20 protein-coding genes and 1 riboswitch are annotated in these 16,144 nt (G+C 44.5%); of the genes, 3 read left to right on the top strand and 17 right to left on the bottom strand.

The annotated features are described in order from the left end of the window. Nucleotides 1–144: 144 nt before the first annotated feature. Nucleotides 145–621 (top strand): divergent PAP2 family protein, encoded by a 477-nt coding sequence (locus J7I83_RS15680; RefSeq protein WP_215102247.1) that lies wholly within the window; start codon nucleotides 145–147, stop codon nucleotides 619–621. A gap of 157 nt (nucleotides 622–778) precedes the next feature. Here J7I83_RS15680 and J7I83_RS15675 read toward each other — a convergent pair whose 3' ends face one another. The 6 genes from J7I83_RS15675 to J7I83_RS15650 form a co-directional block, all read right to left on the bottom strand. Further along, nucleotides 779–1,108: a YuiB family protein gene (locus tag J7I83_RS15675; RefSeq protein WP_215102245.1), complete on the bottom strand. Its 330-nt coding sequence runs from the start codon at nucleotides 1,106–1,108 to the stop codon at nucleotides 779–781. A gap of 252 nt (nucleotides 1,109–1,360) precedes the next feature. Further along, on the bottom strand, nucleotides 1,361–1,486 hold the full coding sequence (locus J7I83_RS15670; protein ID WP_215102243.1) for a YuiA family protein: 126 nt from the start codon (nucleotides 1,484–1,486) through the stop codon (nucleotides 1,361–1,363). A gap of 126 nt (nucleotides 1,487–1,612) precedes the next feature. Continuing rightward, nucleotides 1,613–2,125 carry an NUDIX domain-containing protein gene (locus tag J7I83_RS15665; RefSeq protein ID WP_215102241.1) on the bottom strand — a complete coding sequence of 171 codons (513 nt, stop codon included), beginning with the start codon at nucleotides 2,123–2,125 and terminating at the stop codon, nucleotides 1,613–1,615. 227 nt (nucleotides 2,126–2,352) lie between these two features. Beyond that, complete coding sequence (locus J7I83_RS15660; protein WP_215102288.1) at nucleotides 2,353–3,567, bottom strand: NAD(P)/FAD-dependent oxidoreductase; 1,215 nt, start codon at nucleotides 3,565–3,567, stop codon at nucleotides 2,353–2,355. A 176-nt stretch (nucleotides 3,568–3,743) separates the two neighbouring features. Then, on the bottom strand, nucleotides 3,744–4,106 hold the full coding sequence (locus J7I83_RS15655; RefSeq protein WP_215102239.1) for a HesB/IscA family protein: 363 nt from the start codon (nucleotides 4,104–4,106) through the stop codon (nucleotides 3,744–3,746). A gap of 175 nt (nucleotides 4,107–4,281) precedes the next feature. Further along, nucleotides 4,282–4,518 (bottom strand): NifU family protein, encoded by a 237-nt coding sequence (locus J7I83_RS15650; protein ID WP_215102237.1) that lies wholly within the window; start codon nucleotides 4,516–4,518, stop codon nucleotides 4,282–4,284. 83 nt (nucleotides 4,519–4,601) lie between these two features. Between J7I83_RS15650 and J7I83_RS15645 the strand changes: the two genes are divergently transcribed. Continuing rightward, nucleotides 4,602–4,928, top strand: a complete 327-nt coding sequence (locus J7I83_RS15645) for a YuzD family protein (RefSeq protein ID WP_215102233.1) — start codon at nucleotides 4,602–4,604, stop codon at nucleotides 4,926–4,928. Between the two features lie 31 nt (nucleotides 4,929–4,959). Here J7I83_RS15645 and J7I83_RS15640 read toward each other — a convergent pair whose 3' ends face one another. Beyond that, a complete protein-coding gene (locus J7I83_RS15640) occupies nucleotides 4,960–6,027 on the bottom strand; it encodes an NAD(P)/FAD-dependent oxidoreductase (RefSeq protein ID WP_215102232.1) in 1,068 nt (355 codons plus the stop codon). A 152-nt stretch (nucleotides 6,028–6,179) separates the two neighbouring features. Between J7I83_RS15640 and J7I83_RS15635 the strand changes: the two genes are divergently transcribed. Further along, complete coding sequence (locus tag J7I83_RS15635) at nucleotides 6,180–6,416, top strand: YuzB family protein (protein ID WP_215102231.1); 237 nt, start codon at nucleotides 6,180–6,182, stop codon at nucleotides 6,414–6,416. Between the two features lie 144 nt (nucleotides 6,417–6,560). Here the strand turns inward: J7I83_RS15635 and J7I83_RS15630 are convergent, their stop codons facing one another. The 10 genes from J7I83_RS15630 to J7I83_RS15585 form a co-directional block, all read right to left on the bottom strand. Then, nucleotides 6,561–7,334 carry a TIGR01457 family HAD-type hydrolase gene (locus tag J7I83_RS15630; RefSeq protein ID WP_215102230.1) on the bottom strand — a complete coding sequence of 258 codons (774 nt, stop codon included), beginning with the start codon at nucleotides 7,332–7,334 and terminating at the stop codon, nucleotides 6,561–6,563. Next, nucleotides 7,324–7,779: a DUF86 domain-containing protein gene (locus J7I83_RS15625; protein WP_215102229.1), complete on the bottom strand. Its 456-nt coding sequence runs from the start codon at nucleotides 7,777–7,779 to the stop codon at nucleotides 7,324–7,326. The genes J7I83_RS15630 and J7I83_RS15625 overlap by 11 nt, the downstream gene beginning before the upstream one ends. An 81-nt stretch (nucleotides 7,780–7,860) precedes the next feature. Further along, nucleotides 7,861–8,187: a YutD family protein gene (locus J7I83_RS15620; RefSeq protein WP_251047681.1), complete on the bottom strand. Its 327-nt coding sequence runs from the start codon at nucleotides 8,185–8,187 to the stop codon at nucleotides 7,861–7,863. Nucleotides 8,188–8,202: 15 nt separating this feature from the next. Further along, nucleotides 8,203–9,126, bottom strand: a complete 924-nt coding sequence (gene lipA / locus J7I83_RS15615; RefSeq protein ID WP_215102226.1) for a lipoyl synthase — start codon at nucleotides 9,124–9,126, stop codon at nucleotides 8,203–8,205. A 143-nt stretch (nucleotides 9,127–9,269) separates the two neighbouring features. After that, nucleotides 9,270–9,410, bottom strand: a complete 141-nt coding sequence (locus tag J7I83_RS15610) for a methionine/alanine import family NSS transporter small subunit (RefSeq protein WP_215102220.1) — start codon at nucleotides 9,408–9,410, stop codon at nucleotides 9,270–9,272. A gap of 15 nt (nucleotides 9,411–9,425) precedes the next feature. Continuing rightward, nucleotides 9,426–10,946: a sodium-dependent transporter gene (locus J7I83_RS15605; RefSeq protein ID WP_215102218.1), complete on the bottom strand. Its 1,521-nt coding sequence runs from the start codon at nucleotides 10,944–10,946 to the stop codon at nucleotides 9,426–9,428. A gap of 196 nt (nucleotides 10,947–11,142) precedes the next feature. Beyond that, nucleotides 11,143–12,717 (bottom strand): Na+/H+ antiporter NhaC family protein, encoded by a 1,575-nt coding sequence (locus J7I83_RS15600; RefSeq protein ID WP_215102216.1) that lies wholly within the window; start codon nucleotides 12,715–12,717, stop codon nucleotides 11,143–11,145. A 108-nt stretch (nucleotides 12,718–12,825) separates the two neighbouring features. Next, nucleotides 12,826–13,007: riboswitch (Lysine riboswitch) on the bottom strand. Nucleotides 13,008–13,078: 71 nt separating this feature from the next. Continuing rightward, on the bottom strand, nucleotides 13,079–14,422 hold the full coding sequence (locus J7I83_RS15595; RefSeq protein ID WP_215102214.1) for a bifunctional metallophosphatase/5'-nucleotidase: 1,344 nt from the start codon (nucleotides 14,420–14,422) through the stop codon (nucleotides 13,079–13,081). A 12-nt stretch (nucleotides 14,423–14,434) separates the two neighbouring features. Further along, nucleotides 14,435–15,262 carry a sulfite exporter TauE/SafE family protein gene (locus J7I83_RS15590; protein ID WP_215102212.1) on the bottom strand — a complete coding sequence of 276 codons (828 nt, stop codon included), beginning with the start codon at nucleotides 15,260–15,262 and terminating at the stop codon, nucleotides 14,435–14,437. Continuing rightward, nucleotides 15,262–16,122, bottom strand: coding sequence for a DUF72 domain-containing protein (locus J7I83_RS15585; protein ID WP_215102210.1), 861 nt, complete (start codon nucleotides 16,120–16,122; stop codon nucleotides 15,262–15,264). The genes J7I83_RS15590 and J7I83_RS15585 overlap by 1 nt, the downstream gene beginning before the upstream one ends. Nucleotides 16,123–16,144 lie beyond the last annotated feature (22 nt).

Here is a 16,144-nt window from a genome sequence, read left to right as displayed (position 1 = left end):
TTCCTCCTTTTTATGTTCTCTTCAAGTGTAGCATGTAATCTGGGTGCCGAGTAGTTCGGGAGACGAAGGAAAAAACTGCCGTAGCATTTTTTCTGTCTGTGATATACTATGAGAACATCTTTAGACAGAAAGGCAGTGCTCCGCATGGAAATTTTCTCTAATCATCCCCTTATGATCGCGCTATTCGCTATCGTATTTGCTCAATTTGTTAAAATCCCCATCCAGTACGCCGTAACACGCGAACTTGACTGGAAGCTCTTTTCATCAACCGGCGGCATGCCCAGCTCCCATTCGGCTGCAGTGACATCGTTAACTACTGCAGTGGCTTTTGAGCATGGTGTTTCCTCGACGATATTCGCTGTCTCAACCATGTTTGCCGTCATCACCATGTACGATGCCACAGGTGTCCGTTTCCAGGCTGGACAACAGGCTTTGACCATCAACAAGATGCGACAGGATATCTACCTCTTTATGGATGAGACAAGAAAATGGCCACAGAAAAAAGAAGAAGAAAAGATCAAAGAATTGAAGACCCTACTTGGCCACAAACCAAGTGAAGTCTTAATGGGAGCTTTGACGGGTATAGCAATTTCCTTCATCTTCTATGGAATGTTGAGTTAACAAAAAAAACGGACGCGCCCGTATAGCTCTGCCTTATGCACCGATGAGCTGGCTGCTGGAGTCTGGACAACCAACAAAAGCTTAGGTAGCCTAAAGAAAAAAACAGACATAAATAAAAAATCGCCGACTCCAGATAAACGGAGTCGGCGATTTTTCATTAAAACATTTGATAACCCATTTTGCGCAGGATTTTCATGACAAAGCCCGAAGTGATTGCGCCTGCCCAACCAGCCAGCAAGACGGCAATATCAGTACCTGTCATAGAAGTGATGGTATCTCCAAGCATCGAGAAGGATTCACCAGGATTTGTGAAATAATCGAAAATGCCCACATCATCCACGACCAGCAAGATGACGACCGGATAAACGACAGCCATCAGCCAAGTCATACGAAGCAGCATATTCAATAAAAAGCCGATCCCGAAAAACATGACATAAAAAAGCAACATGGAAATAATCAATTGCACAATTGTGAATGAACTGTTCATGAACTCTAACCTCCGTTATTCCTTTCATCAGTTTACCCGAAAAAACAAAGGCTTTCAATCTAGCAGAACAGAGTTCATCGCTTTGTCACTTATCATGGAAAAGCGTAAGCGGACGTTCAGTTTTTCGAGACGTTAGAGCTGGACACTAGGAAAAGCTAGAGTGCTGAACAAACGCACAGCTCTTCCCTAAATTCTCTGCATACAAAAAAAACGAACGGCGTTGCTCCATCCGTTCGCTCCTGAATTATATCTTTATTTTTTACCCGAACCTGAACAGCAGGAGCACGTTTCTGAACCGCCCAGTCGCAATTGAAAATAACCTTGTCCTGAGCAATAAGGGCATTGATTGACGTTTTCAGCTTTTTTGAAGATCGTCACCTGAAACACCTCCTTCTGTTCCTGTTTGTAATATTCTGATAATATAGCATGGAATGTTTTAGAGCGCAACTAGAAAGAAAAGAATGTAAACGGTGACAATCATCCTTTTCTCTTTTATTCTCTATCTTAATGATTTATGCTCTGTTTTTTAAAAAACAGTTTGTAGTCAGAATAGCCGAAAACTTTGCCCGGATCTACATCTTCTATCGGTTCCAGCCCTTCCTCCAGTACATATGAGACCATTTCATGCAGCATTACGGAAGCCTCTCCTTCATTGGACAAGTCTTCCGGAGATATCCAACCTGCCTCGTATAGTTCCGATAATTGTGCAATTATGGGCTGTTTTTCATTCAGCGCCTTCAATAAGAAAATCGCCATATTATCACTGATTTCCTCCCGTATGACACCAGAACGGAAACCGATCATCCCCATCAACCGACAATCCATGCCGGTTTCTTCTTTCACTTCCCTCAGGACAGCCTGGTCGACGGTTTCGTTTCCATTCACAAATCCTGCCGGAAGCGACCATTTCCCATGCAGCCCGCCATATCTTTTTTTCACCACCAGCCATTGGCCTTTGGAGTTCACTACAAGTCCGGCTGCTCCGAGCCAAACATTTCCACGTTTTGCAGTTGCCACGAATTTCGCCTCCTTTTTTGATGGCAATAAACAAATGTCCAATAGTTCGGCTAGATACGTTGAACTAAAGAAACTAGCTTTTACCCAATGCTTCGGCCGCTCTGGATAGAGCAAAGACAATTGCTCCCACGCAAATGAGCCAAGCAAAGATCATTAGTTCAACTTATATAGCTACTTTTTCTGTTACAAAAAAAGCTCCCCGTTAAGGGAGCTTTGAATCGTCCAGCTTATAGAACGTTAAATTTACCTTTTTTCAGTACTAACATAGGTCCACCGATCATTAACAATGCACGGTTATCGATCATTTTCTTCATGAATGAAGCTCTTTTGCCTGTTACTTTTTTGCCGAATACAACGCCGATAGCATCGTCATCACCAAGTGAACAAACAGTTCCTTTTAGATCCGGAACGAACTCAACAGTCGTTTCATCGTTTATCAACGCTTTCAGGTTCTTCGCTACGTTTTCACCTTGCTGCATAGCAATCTGTGCAGTTGGCGGATACGGGCGGTTTGTCTCTTCGTTGATCATCAATGCGCAGTCACCGATGATGAAGACATCATCGTATCCTGGTGCACGCAAGTCTTTATCAACTTTAACGCGAGCGCGCATGTTTTCAATCGGAGTCGCTTCGATCAATCTATTGCCGCGGACACCTGCTGCCCAAACAACTGTACCGGCTTTGATAAAGTCAAACTTATCATCGCCTTTTTTGATCTTAACGCCTTCAGGAGTCGCTTCCACAACCGGTGTACCAATTGAGAATTCAATTCCTTTAGACTCTAAATGGCTCACCGCATAATTGACAAGCTCCGGATCGAAGCCAGGCAATACCATAGGTGCAGCCTCTACACAAACAACGCGCACTTTTTCACGCGGGACATCATACTCTTTGCATAGCTCAGGTACACGGTTGGCCAGTTCCCCAAGAAACTCAATGCCAGTGAATCCGGCTCCGCCAACGATGATCGTCAAACGGCTATCGTCTTTTACAGGTTCTGCAGACCAAGTCGCAAATTGGAACTCAATATGCTCACGGATATAACGTGCAGCTTTTACGTTGGCAATTGACAAGGCGTATTTATCAAGTCCTTCAATTCCAAACGTTTCGCCTTCAAAACCAAGTGCAATGACAATGTAATCATATGTAAAATCGCCATTGTCCGTGGTAACTTTTTTGCCTACTACATCAATTGCTTCAACAGTCGCTTGTACAAATTTCACTTTGACACTGTCGATAACATCTTTGATATCGTAACGTACTTGCTCTGGAAGCAATGTTCCTGCAGCTGCTTCATGAAGCCATGTACTTTCGTAATGGTATTCGTTTTTGTTAATCAATGTAATGTCCGCAGCATCTGCGCCAAGAACTTTTTGCAGATTTATTACAGTGGTCAATCCACCATAACCTGCTCCTAATACTAATATTGACTGTCTTTTCAACACAATCGCAACCACCTTCAAGTCATTTTTTAATCGAATGTCAACAAAGCGATCAAACCTTGAAGCATCGATAAACATCTATCTTCTATACTAGACCTAATACCTTATGATTTCAACCGGCTAATGCGTTTAGTGGGACTTATCCACAACAAAAAAAGCCGGTTTGTGACCGACTGTTAACAATTCTCCGGAGTACCTGCTTTTTTTGCAGTACGGAATGAAGTCCCGCAGCCGCATGATGCGATGGCATTCGGATTTTCAATCGTAAATCCACCGCCCATCAGCGACTGTTTGTAATCAACAACTGTGCCTTTTAAAATTGGGGCATCTTCCTTGGCAATCAGAACCGGGATCCCGAATTGCTCATAAAGATCATCGGTTTCGCCTTTGGCCTTTTCAAATCCCATGCCATACGTCAATCCGCTGCAACCGCCGCCTTTAACAGCAACACGTAAAAATGATCCTTCTTCTTCATTATGGCGCATCATCTCTTTTACCTGAAATGAAGCAGCTTCTGTAATTTCAACAACTTCTGTCAATTAAATCACCTTCCTATAGAGATTATCATAGCAACTTTTTCCTCTACTATTCAAGCCGTCCACCTTCAAACAACTAGACAACTTTGTCAAGCCACAAAATAGCTACTGAAAACAAGTTGCTGCGCAGCTATTTATATTCTATACAGAAAAAGGGACCCAAAAAGGTCCCTTGGCATTAAAATACTTGTTCTACTTCCACTATTCCAGGAACTTCTTCCACTAACGCGCGTTCAATCCCTGCTTTTAATGTAATTGTCGAGCTTGGGCAGCTTCCGCATGCACCGAGCAGACGAAGTTTTACGATCCCATCTTCTATATCAACAAGTTCGCAGTCTCCCCCGTCACGCAAAAGGAATGGACGCAATTTATCTAAGACTTCCATTACTTGATCTTCAATTAAAGCTTCAGTCATTTATATCGACTCCTTTCATTATAATCATTATAATGTGATTAGAGAGAAAAAGCCACTAATGAATTCACAGGAGGTCTAAAACCATGCAGAAAGAATTATCCATTGAAGTCTATGGAACCGATGTAATCTGTGCAAGCTGTGTCAACGCGCCTTCTTCCATCGATACCTATGAGTGGCTGGAAGCCGCCATCTCTAGGAAATACAAAGATCAGCCATTTTCAATTACCTATATCGATATTGAGAAACCCATGGCGCTCGAGCACCAAAAGGATTATGCCCAGCGCATATTGGATGATGAATTCTTTTATCCGCTTGTTTTAATCGAAGGAGAAGTGGTCGGTGAAGGCTATGTGCAACTAAAGCCTATTTACCGCGAACTTGAAAAACATGGTTTTTCTGAAGTGAAATAGAAAAAGCGCTCGAGCATGAGCGCTTTTTTTGTTACCCGTTATGCCATTTGTACATCCACAATACGCCTGATTTCATCAAACGGGCGATGCGGCCGGTTACGGTGCGATCCGCTAAGTAAGCGAAGCCCTGTTTTTTGCCCAAAGATCCTAGGAAGCCTTTCAGCTTGATCTCCGGCATGGTTTCAGGCAACCCCTCGCCTTTCCATGTGGCTTTTAATACTTTGACGATTTGTTCTGCCTGCTCTTCCGCTAATTGAGCAGAAGGCGCCATCGGCAATGCAGCACAGTCACCAACTACATAGACATGCTCGTCGTTGGGAAGCTGGTGGTATTGGTTAATGACTACCCGTCCGCTGGCATCACTTTCGAGTCCTAAATCCCGTACCGGCTTGACAGGTTGAATTCCTGCCGTCCAAACGACTGCATCTACAGGAATCGTTTCTTCGTGATTATAAAGCATATTCGGCTCTACTTGCGTGATATTAGCATTCGATACCACATCGACGTTATTGTTCTCAAACCATTTTCTGACGAAATTACTTAGGCGCTCAGGAAAATCGCGGAGGATTCGGGGACTGCGGTCAAACAACTTGATTTTCAAGTCTTTCCGGCTTTCCCGCAATTCACTGGCCAGTTCAATCCCGCTGAGTCCTGCTCCCACAACACCAACGATTGCACCTGCTGGCAAGCCAAGCAATGCCTGATAAGTGGCACGTGATTTGCCGATAGTCTGGATGCTGTAAGTAAACTCATCCGCTCCCGGCACAGAGTGGTATTTGTCTTCACAGCCCAAGCCGATCACTAAATCGTCGTAGTCGATGCGCTCGCCATTTTCCATGAAAATGCATTTTTCCTGAAGGCCGATTTCCAATATTTCACCGTTGACTACCTTTAAACGCTCATGTTCGGGAAAAGGTACGCGTACATCATGGTCTGACTCAGTGCCTGCTGCAAGGGCATAGAACTCTGTCTTCATGCTGTGGAAAGGGGTCCGGTCAATCAAAATTATTTCGGTATCCTGTGGAAGGCTGGCTGGCAATAAACGAAGCAAAATTCGCATATTGCCGTAACCGCCTCCAAGTAAGACTAGTTTTCGCATAAAAATCTCCTTTAAATTTCATCTGTCTCATCAATTTCTCACATATGAGTATAGCTGATTGTGATAACTTTCACAATGCTTTAGCCAGAAATCAATTAATTGACTCCAGCCTCGAAAAAAGGTAGGATTTCGTTGTAGTGAGGTGACTTAGAATGAAACCGATTGTTGAATTTTGCATCAGTAATATTGCCAATGGCGCACAAGATTCTTTTGAAAAACTCGAACGGGATCCCAATCTCGATGTTTTGGAATATGGCTGTTTAAGCTATTGCACAAAATGTTCCAATTCTCTCTATGCCCTGGTCAACGGGGAAATCGTCGAAGCGGAATCTCCCGATGAACTGACAAAAAAAGTCTACGAATTCATAGAGGAAAACCCATTATTTTAAGCCGTTGAAAAACGGCTTTTTTTGATGCCTTAAAAAGCAGGATATGCCATTTGAAAATTCGCTGAACATCCGATATGCGGACTAGTCCACAATTCTGGCAGAAGGATGCAAGGGCAGGCCCTTTGTGTCATGCCCATTCTTTGCTCATACTTCCCAAAATCCAAGGTTTTCAATCGCAAAGCTCGGCGGCTGTTCTTTTTCCAGCACCGTCTCCATACGGCTGACTCCGGTGTTGACATGAATGGTATCGATTCCGAAGCGGATGCCCGCTTGAATATCGGTATCATAATTATCTCCAATCATCACCATATCACTTTTTCCAAAACCGGATTCATGCTGAATCGCTTCCAGCATATGAATTTCCGGCTTGCCGATATAGACGGGATTGACATCGGTTGAAGCCGCTACCAGCGTGGTAAATGCTCCATTTCCCGGCAAAAACCCCTTTTCCGAAGGAAAGGCCAGATCCTGGTTGGTCGATAGGAAGACCGCGCCTTTTCGAATTTCCAGACAGGCTGCCGCCAGTTTATCGTAGGTGATGTTGCGGTCAATCCCCATCAACATGATACCAGCATCTTTTTCTACTCGCTCGAGCCCCTCCTGTTGAAGCGCCTGTTCCAAACCATCCGACCCAATCATATAAACGGTCCGTTCTGGGTACCAGCGCTTGATGTATTTTGCTGCTGCAATCGCCGACGACATGATGCGTTCTTTTTTTGCATTGATGCCGAAAGCAGCCATTTTATCCTTTAATTGCTGCTGGGTCATGGATGCATTATTGGTTACGAAAAATGGTTCGATTCCCTGTTGCTGCAGCCGTTGAACAAAACCTGCTGCCTCTTCCACCGCTTCAGTTCCGCGGTAAACTGTTCCATCCAAATCCAGGCAATAAGCTCGATACGTTTTTTTAACTGCCATCGTCTGTCTCCGGGATAAATGCCGAAACCGGCCCCAGTTCATGAACAAGATAATGCTCAACTCTCGGTCCAAACGCTTTTAATGACTCAAGATTTTTGTCGATCGCAGCTGTAATTGCCTGCTGATCCACTTTCATAAATTCCCGGACCAGCATTTTCCGTAATCCAATTACCTGCTTCAACGGTTGATCCATTTCTGCTGCAATCACTTTTTCATCTACTAAAATATCGATAATGTCATCGTAGCTCCCCGGATCACGCATGATGAACCCGTCAATCATCGAGTTGCCGACATCGATAATCGACTCGATGATGTTGGCTCCTAAACGCTCCAGCGCAAGCTGATCACCAAATGACGTCCACTGTTGCTGTTTTTCATAAAAGTCCAGTAAAGAATTCATATACTGAATCGTTTCAGTAATTTTGCTGCGATCAATAAAATACATAAAAATACCCTCCAATAGGCTTTTGAAAATCTTTCATTTTTCCCTTTATCCTATCATGATGCACAAAAAACCCCCGACGGATCAAATGTCCGCTTCGGGAGTTTGCTGTTCTGGTTCTTCGATCGGTGGAACTGCTTTACCGACTTTCTTTATCACGAAATAAGCACAGCCAAAGTTGCAATACTCATAGAGATAATCCTTCAGGGTGCTGATTTTCGTATCGTAGGTAGCTTTGTGGTTGGCATCTTCAAAAAAACCTTTCAACCGCAGCTGGCCATATCCCCAATCACCCAAAATGTAATCATATTTGGACAGAATTTCACTGAAACGAGCGGTTATTGCTTCTTCCTGGAACCCTTCCCGGTAATCAATTAATATGTCATAATTCCACTGATCTAATGTGATCAATTTTCTCACCATCCATTAGCTGTTTGTAGCAGCTGCTTGCACTTCTCCGAGGCGCTGACGCTCTTTGGCAGCTGCATTGACTTGCTCATCCGCATGGTAGCTGCTTCGAACCAGAGGGCCTGACTGGCAATGCGAGAACCCTTTAGTCATCGCGATTTCCCAGAACTCCTTGAATTCCTTTGGCGAATAATATTTTTGTACGATCAAATGTTTTTTCGAAGGTTGGAGGTATTGTCCAATCGTCATAATATCAACATCATTGGCGCGCAAATCATCCATCACTTCAATAATTTCTTCTTTTGTTTCGCCCAAGCCAATCATTAAAGAGGATTTTGTTGGAATTTCCGGATGCATCTCTTTCGAACGCTTCAATAATTCAAGCGACCGATCATATTTGGCACGCGCTCTGACTCTTGGCGTCAGGCGGCGCACAGTCTCAATGTTGTGATTTAAAATATCCGGTTTCGCATCCATTAGCCGTTCCAGATTTTCGTAGCTTCCACCCATATCAGATGGCAGGACTTCAACCGTCGTAAATGGATTGGCGCGTTTGATCGCCCGGATGGTTTCAGCAAAAACAGCTGATCCTCCGTCTTTTAAATCATCCCGCGCAACTGCAGTAATGACTGCGTGCTTGAGGTTCATCATTTTTACGGAAGCTGCCACACGTTCTGGCTCCTGTAGATCCAATTCATTCGGCAAACCTGTTTTTACCGCACAAAAACGGCATGCTCTCGTGCAGACAGCCCCAAGAATCATAAAAGTAGCGGTTCTTCGCGTCCCCCAGCATTCGTGGATATTCGGGCATTTCGCTTCTTCACAGACGGTGTTCAGATTGTTTTCCCGCATCATTTTTTTCAAATCTGTATAGTTTTCATTGGTATTGAGTTTGATCTTTAACCAATCGGGCTTTCTGAGATGTTCTTGTTTAGTTGACACGCACATCGTCCCCTATCTATCTGATTTATGTATGGAATCCGCTTCTCTTTCAAATGTATCACAAAGACCTGCTCCTCACAAGTTTGCTTATCCCTCAGAAAACACAGAAAGGCCTGGAAACAATAAGTTTCCAGGCCTTTAAGTTATACGTTATTTGCTGCATTTGCAGCGTCTCTCGCCTTGTTCTTTTTACTGCTGCTGACCGCGTGCAATATACTTGCAGCCAAGCCACCCCAAATGATGACCATTCCGATAATCATTACCACAATTGAACTTACAGTCATATGAAGCTCCCCCTTTTAATTGCGTTCGTCATATTGTCCCTGATCTTTATGCCATTTTCCGATTGAGAACAGAATCCCGAAGATCACTGCTGCAGCTGCTACTGACACACCACCAGCTAAGGTGAACATGTCGGAATAACCTGAGTAGTTTCCAGTTTCCGTTTCAAACTCTTTCAGGATATTCAGCTTCAGCAAACCGAACATCATGTAGCCTAGAACGATTGGTGTAATGATGCCAAGGCTGAACTTCCACCATGCTCCAAGATTGATATCCGAAATTTCGTTGGCATGTCCTTTGAGCAGATCTGCTTTCCGGAATACCCAGACGACCAGCACAACTTCCACAAGGCCAATTGCTGCAACACCAAATTGGTTGATGAAGTAATCTGCAAGATCCAGGAAGTACAAACCGCCCTGTGTTGCGAATAGGATTGAAATTAAAGCAGCAATCCCACCACCAAAAATCACCGATTTTCTGCGGGAAATTCCAAACTTCTCTGAGAATCCGGCAACATAGGTTTCAGTGATTGAAATCAATGAAGAAAGTCCGGCAAGTGTTAAGGATAGGAAGAATAAAAACCCGAACAATCCGTTAAAGCCAGGAAATTCATTGATAATCTGCGGGAACACGACAAATGCGAGCCCGACACCTGCTGTAGCAACATCGCCTACAGCTACCCCCTGCTGAGAAGCCATGAACCCAAGGGCGGCAAAAACACCGATCCCGGCAAGCAACTCAAAACTTGAGTTGGCAAATCCAGTGATAAATGCGTTGTTCGTAATATCCGATTTTTTGGGAAGATAACTTGAATACGTGATCATGATCGCGAATGCTACAGATAAACTGAAGAATATATGCCCATAAGCCGCAACCCAAACCGTTGGATCCATTATGGCATCAAAATCCGGTTGGAAGAAGGCTTCCAATCCTATTAAAGATCCATCCAATGTGACAGCCCGGATGACAACCGCTAAGAAAATAACAATTAGCGTAGGAATGAAAATCCGGTTAGCCATTTCAATTCCTTTTTTGACTCCTGCCAGCAAAATCCCTAAAGTGATGATCCATACTAAAGCAAGTGGGATGAAAACGCCCCATACAATCCCACCAGTTTCTCCTGGTTGAGCTGTCAGCTGCAAAAACTCATTGAATAAGAAGTCTTCGGTATCTGTTCCCCATGCCTGATTGAAAGAAAATAAAGTATAGCGCATTGCCCAGGCGATAATAACGGCATAGTACACAGATATGATAAAGGACACAAATACTGCCCACCAACCAAGCCATTCTAATTTCCTACCGCCCATTCTGAAGAATGACAACGGTGCTGAGCCACGGTACTTATGGCCAATTGTGAATTCCAGTATGAGAATCGGAATCCCAGCAGTCAATAATGCAAAAAGATACGGTATGAAAAATGCGCCTCCGCCATTTTCGAATGCAACATACGGAAAACGCCAAATGTTACCTAGACCTACTGCAGAGCCGACGGCTGCCATGATAAAACCGGCACGTGTACCCCATTGTGAACGTTCCATCTCTCTTCCCCCTTTGATTTTTCCCATTTTACTAACATAAAAATAGGAATTTTGATTATATTCAGATTATTAATTAATCTAAAAATAGTATACCGAGAGGCTCTCACAAAGTAAAGATGAATTCGCGATATATTTCAAAAAAACTATTGCGGCAAAAGTAAAAAGGCAGAGAAATAGCTTCTCTGCCTCGTTTCAATTACATATTTTGTTGTTTTTCAATAATAGTTGTCCGCTGTGACCAGAAGATGAAGAGCCCAGCCAGAACTACTGCGACCACTCCCAGTGATATTAGTAGGGAACCGGTAAAACCTATGACAATATACCCTATCGCAGCGATGCCCGCAGCCGTCAATGCGTATGGAATCTGCGTTAAGACATGGTCCATGTGATTGCTTCCGGCTCCTGTAGATGACAAGATTGTCGTATCGGAAATCGGTGAACAATGATCCCCAAACACGGCTCCTGCCAGAACAGCTGATAAAGCCGGCAGCAACAGGGATGGATCGGCTTCTATCATGATTGTTCCTGCAATCGGGAGAAGGATACCGAATGAGCCCCATGATGTTCCTGTGGAGAAGGCCATGATGCCCGCTAAGACAAACAATAGAACCGGCAAAACGGCTGTCGGCACATTGCCTTCAGAAACAACATTTGCCAGATAAGCCCCTGTCTCAAGCGATCCGATCAATGAAGTCAGTGACCAGGCAAAAATCAGGATCAGTACAGCACCCATCATGGATTTGATGCCTGCCCAGATGCCTTTGCCAATCCATCCGGCATTGGCAGTTTCGTTCTTTTTAATTTGCAGTGTATAGAGGATGATTGATGTCAATGCACCTAAGATACCCCCTGCAAGTAATGAAGCCGGTACATCGGTATTTTCAAAAATTAACCATATATCGAAAACTTGCCCGGCATTCTGGTAGCCGGTCCAAATCATCGCGACAACCGTCCCGACAATCAGCAGCACGATTGGAAGCAACAAGTCTCTGACATGCCCATACGAATGATTCGGAAACTCTTCTTTCATTTCACCAGGAATTGTTTTGTCCGGATCAAAAAGTTGTCCCTTAGAAATTGCCAATACTTCGTGTTTCTTCATTTCGCCAAAATCGACATCGCGGATTGCAACAAAAAAGACGATGGCCAGTGAAGCGACAACGTAGAAATTCATCGGCGCCATCCACAGGAATGCTTCCAACGCAGAATACTCAACGAAGTTCTGGCCAGCCAGGATAGTCGCGATGATGCCGATGATGGCAGCACCCCAGCTTGAGACCGGCGAGACCACACAGACAGGTGCAGCGGTTGAATCGATAAAGTAGGCAAGCTTCGCACGCGACACTTTGTAGCGGTCAGTAATCGGTCGTGCTACTTGGCCCACTGTCAATGCATTAAAATAATCATCGATGAAGATAATTATGCCTAAAGCCACTGTCAAAACTTTAGCGCCTCTTCGTGACTTGATCCGCGTCGAAGCCCATTCAGCGAAAGCATGGCTGCCGCCGGATAAACTAACAAATGCTGTTATGATCCCCAGTAGTAAAAGAAAAAGAATAATAAAGACATTATAGGCGTTAAAGCCTTCGTCCCAAAAGATAATTGTAAAAGATGACACAAGTTCCTGCAAGGCTTCAATCGGTGCGAACCAAGTCAAGATTACAGCTGCCGCGACAATACCGGTACCCAACGACAACAGCACACGGCGCGTCAGCAGCACCATGACAATTGCAATAATCGGCGGCAAAATCGAATAAATCGTATTTTCCATGAAAACTCCTCCTTGTTTTTGATGGGTAAAAAACGAGACAAAAAAGGCCGACCTCTCCAGTTGGATAAGTCAGCCTTCTACAATTCGTCTGTGCGTTAAAACGTCAAACAACCCTGTAGCTCTCCATTCAAGCTACCGCTTGAATGACAGTGACATTCTTGTTCAGAATGACCCCAATCCATTTCCTTAGACCCCAGAAAATGGATTTCGGCAAAACTTCCTTTCAGATGCGTTCCTCGCGGTCAAACTCGCGCATCCTACTGATCAATTCTGCAGCCTCTACCCACCAATATATATTTCTTTGTTAGCATAGCTCAAAATCTAAGCAAAATCAAATGCTTATATACTCCGAATATTCCTTCTACTTTAAGGCTTTGCTGTGGAAATAATCACCGAACACATCCCGCAAAAACTCAGGCATAAAATAAGTTTTAGCAGCTCGTTTTAGGCTTGGGAAAAAATAACCGAACGTCAGCATGTCCAGCGTGATCAACCGGTAAACCTGGTCATGCACCGCCAATTGCCCATTGATGTAAAATCGATGGTCGATAACCTCCATGTTCAGATGAAGCATCTTGCCGAACACGACACCCCGGAATCCCATGCCTTTCAATTCGAGCTGCGGCCATTCTGAGTTCAGGGACTGCAAGTAAATTTCCTTTAATTCCGCTCCGCTCAACTCAACAAGACAAGGGTTGATCGGATGGGGCAGCATCTTGTGAAAGTCATAGCGTGTCAAATCACCTTTGGGCATGTCTTCCATGAAAATCCCTGCATTGAACAAGGCGCAATCAGCTTCTGAAAACTCTATCATCGCACGTCCGAATAAAGTGCCAAGCTCTGAATCCTTAAACCATTCCGCTTTCAGGATTTTTGTGCTATGAAAAACCAGCTCTTCCATTTGTACTTTCCCCTGCTCGACCAAAAATGCATCAAATCCCTCTTCCACTTCGTGTAAACTGGAAGTCTCAATCAACTGTGCGGAGGATTTTCCAAATACATTTTCCACTGCGATGTGTCCAACATAGAATCCGAATTTGCCTGCAGCCCCGAGCAGCGTGTCTCCCTGCCATCTTCCTTCGTGGAAGATGTGATGGGTGTGTGCTCCCAAAATAATATTGATTTGCGGACAAAGGTCTGCCAAAAGCTCATCTTCCTTGATGCCAAGATGCGATAAGCAGACGATCAAATCCGTCTCCTCTTTAATTTCTTCTACTGCCTGAATGATTGATTGTTTTGCATCGGTGATTTGCCAGCCCAACTTCCGATAAAATGGGGTAAACTCTGCAGTTGCACCTACCAGCCCGATGCGCATCCCGTTTTTCGCACGGATGATGTGATACGGCTTGGCCCAATTTGGCCGATTGCCCTCCAGATCGAATAAATTCGATACAACCACCTCAAAGTCAGCCTGGACATACAAATCATCCAATTCTTCTTTAGACAGTGTGATTCCTTCATTATTGCCGATTGTCACCGCATCGTATTGCGCTTCGTTCAGCAGCTGTACATTGCCTTTGCCGGCAGTGCCTTCCGTATAAGGATGCGAACGGTCGGCATGGTCGCCGATGTCCAAAATCAAACAGACATCGCCTTCTTCTTCATGCCATCTTTTTCGTTCGGCTAAAAAAGACTTGATGCGGGGCCAATTCGTAAAATGGCTATGCAAATCATTGGTATGATAAATATGAATGGTTTCGTTCATGAAAACACCTCTTTAAGAACTGAATATTCCTTCGTAAATTGATCGCAGCCCCAGAACGAGGAGCACAAGCCGCAAAATTGTCACCAGCATTTCCGAATCGAGGCGCCTATTTAATCTGGCGCCTATTTTCGCACCGATGTATGCACCTGGAATCACTGCCATCGTATAGATCCACGGCACATGCCCCAACGCAATATGGGTAACCGAGTTGACAAGAGCCGACAAAAAAACCATGAACATTGATGTGCCAATCGCCACGTGTGGCGGAAATAAAAACAGAAGAATCATAGCAGGCACAATAATCGATCCCCCACCTATACCGAACAACCCTGAGGCAAACCCCACAAAAAAGGTCAACAGCAAGGCAAACCAAATGGGATAGCCGTAAACGTATTGTTTATCCTGCTTGTCCGTAAACGTCGTCTTGCGTCCATTATCAACGAACCAATGAACAGCCTTAAGGTGATCACGCAGCAGCAAAAGCAAGGACAGGAATACCAGAAGAATACCGAAATACAGGTTGAATGAGGACAGATCCAGATTTTTATTGACAAAAGCGCCGATCACCGTGCCTGGCGCACTGCCCGCAAAGAAAATGAGCCCACTCTTGTAATCGACGGTCCGAACTTTCATATAAGCCAACGTGGAAGAAAGACCAGTGAAAATCATCATGATGACGGACAATCCAACAATTTTTTGGGGTGAAAGTTCAGGGAAAAATGCGAAACTGGTGCCCAGAAACAGCAAGGCTGGAACCAGTATCACTCCTCCACCCAGCCCTATCAAAGCGCCCACAATGCCCGAAATTATTCCGACAAGCGCCATGATCAAGAAAACCATTAAAATCCTCCTTCAAATAAATCCATCTGTTTTGGTGAAAGACCATCAAACGACAATTCATTCATTTTTTGGAACTGCTTTGCATCACCTGCTGCATGGCCTCCCGAATTATTATTAAAGATAACATAGACATTCTCAGTAGTGTCGGTCAATGACTCGACTGCACGGCTGATTTCCTCGAGCTCTTCTTTGTTGTAATCATACAGGTAACGGACTTCCCGCCATTTTTGTCCATGCCCTGGATTCAGCCATCCATGAACATTGCGCCCATGGATGCGCAACAGCACTTTGTCTTTTCTCGAAGAGATGGGAACCAACGGAATCGAACCATCCCCTGCCTGTGGTTCGTCACAGACCGAATGGATCAGGTTGTTGTCCCGCAGAAAGTCCAGCGTTTTCTCACTCATGCCATTGGCATACCAGGACTGATGGCGAAACTCTATCGCCAAATCGAATTCCGTCAGGCGCCCCGTAATTTCCCGGAGCTGTTCGACATTGTCTTTCTGGCAATCAAACCACGGCGGAAATTGCAGCAACACCATCGCCAGTTTGCCCTCTTCTTTCAACGGCCGTATGGATTTGCAGAACGCATCAAACATGTCGTCGCGCGACTCAAACGGATTTTCTCCACGCTGATGGCCTGTCATCCCTTGATAGGCTTTTACCACGAACTGAAACTGTTTTGGCGTTTCTGCAATCCACTTCCGGATATTGCGTTCAGGTTGAACCGCGTAAAAAGAGGAATCCAGTTCGACAATCGGAAAATGTGCGCCATAATCAATCAATTTCTCTGTTTTTTTTGAGCCTGGGCTATAGACATCCGGATGGTCTCCCCAACCCGTCAAACCTACATAAATCATCGTTCCGCCTCCATTTTTCTTT

It is taken from the genome of Planococcus sp. ISL-110 (assembly GCF_018613575.1).
In the GTDB taxonomy this organism is placed as follows: domain Bacteria; phylum Bacillota; class Bacilli; order Bacillales_A; family Planococcaceae; genus Planococcus.
This window is presented reverse-complemented; position numbering and strand designations above follow the sequence as displayed.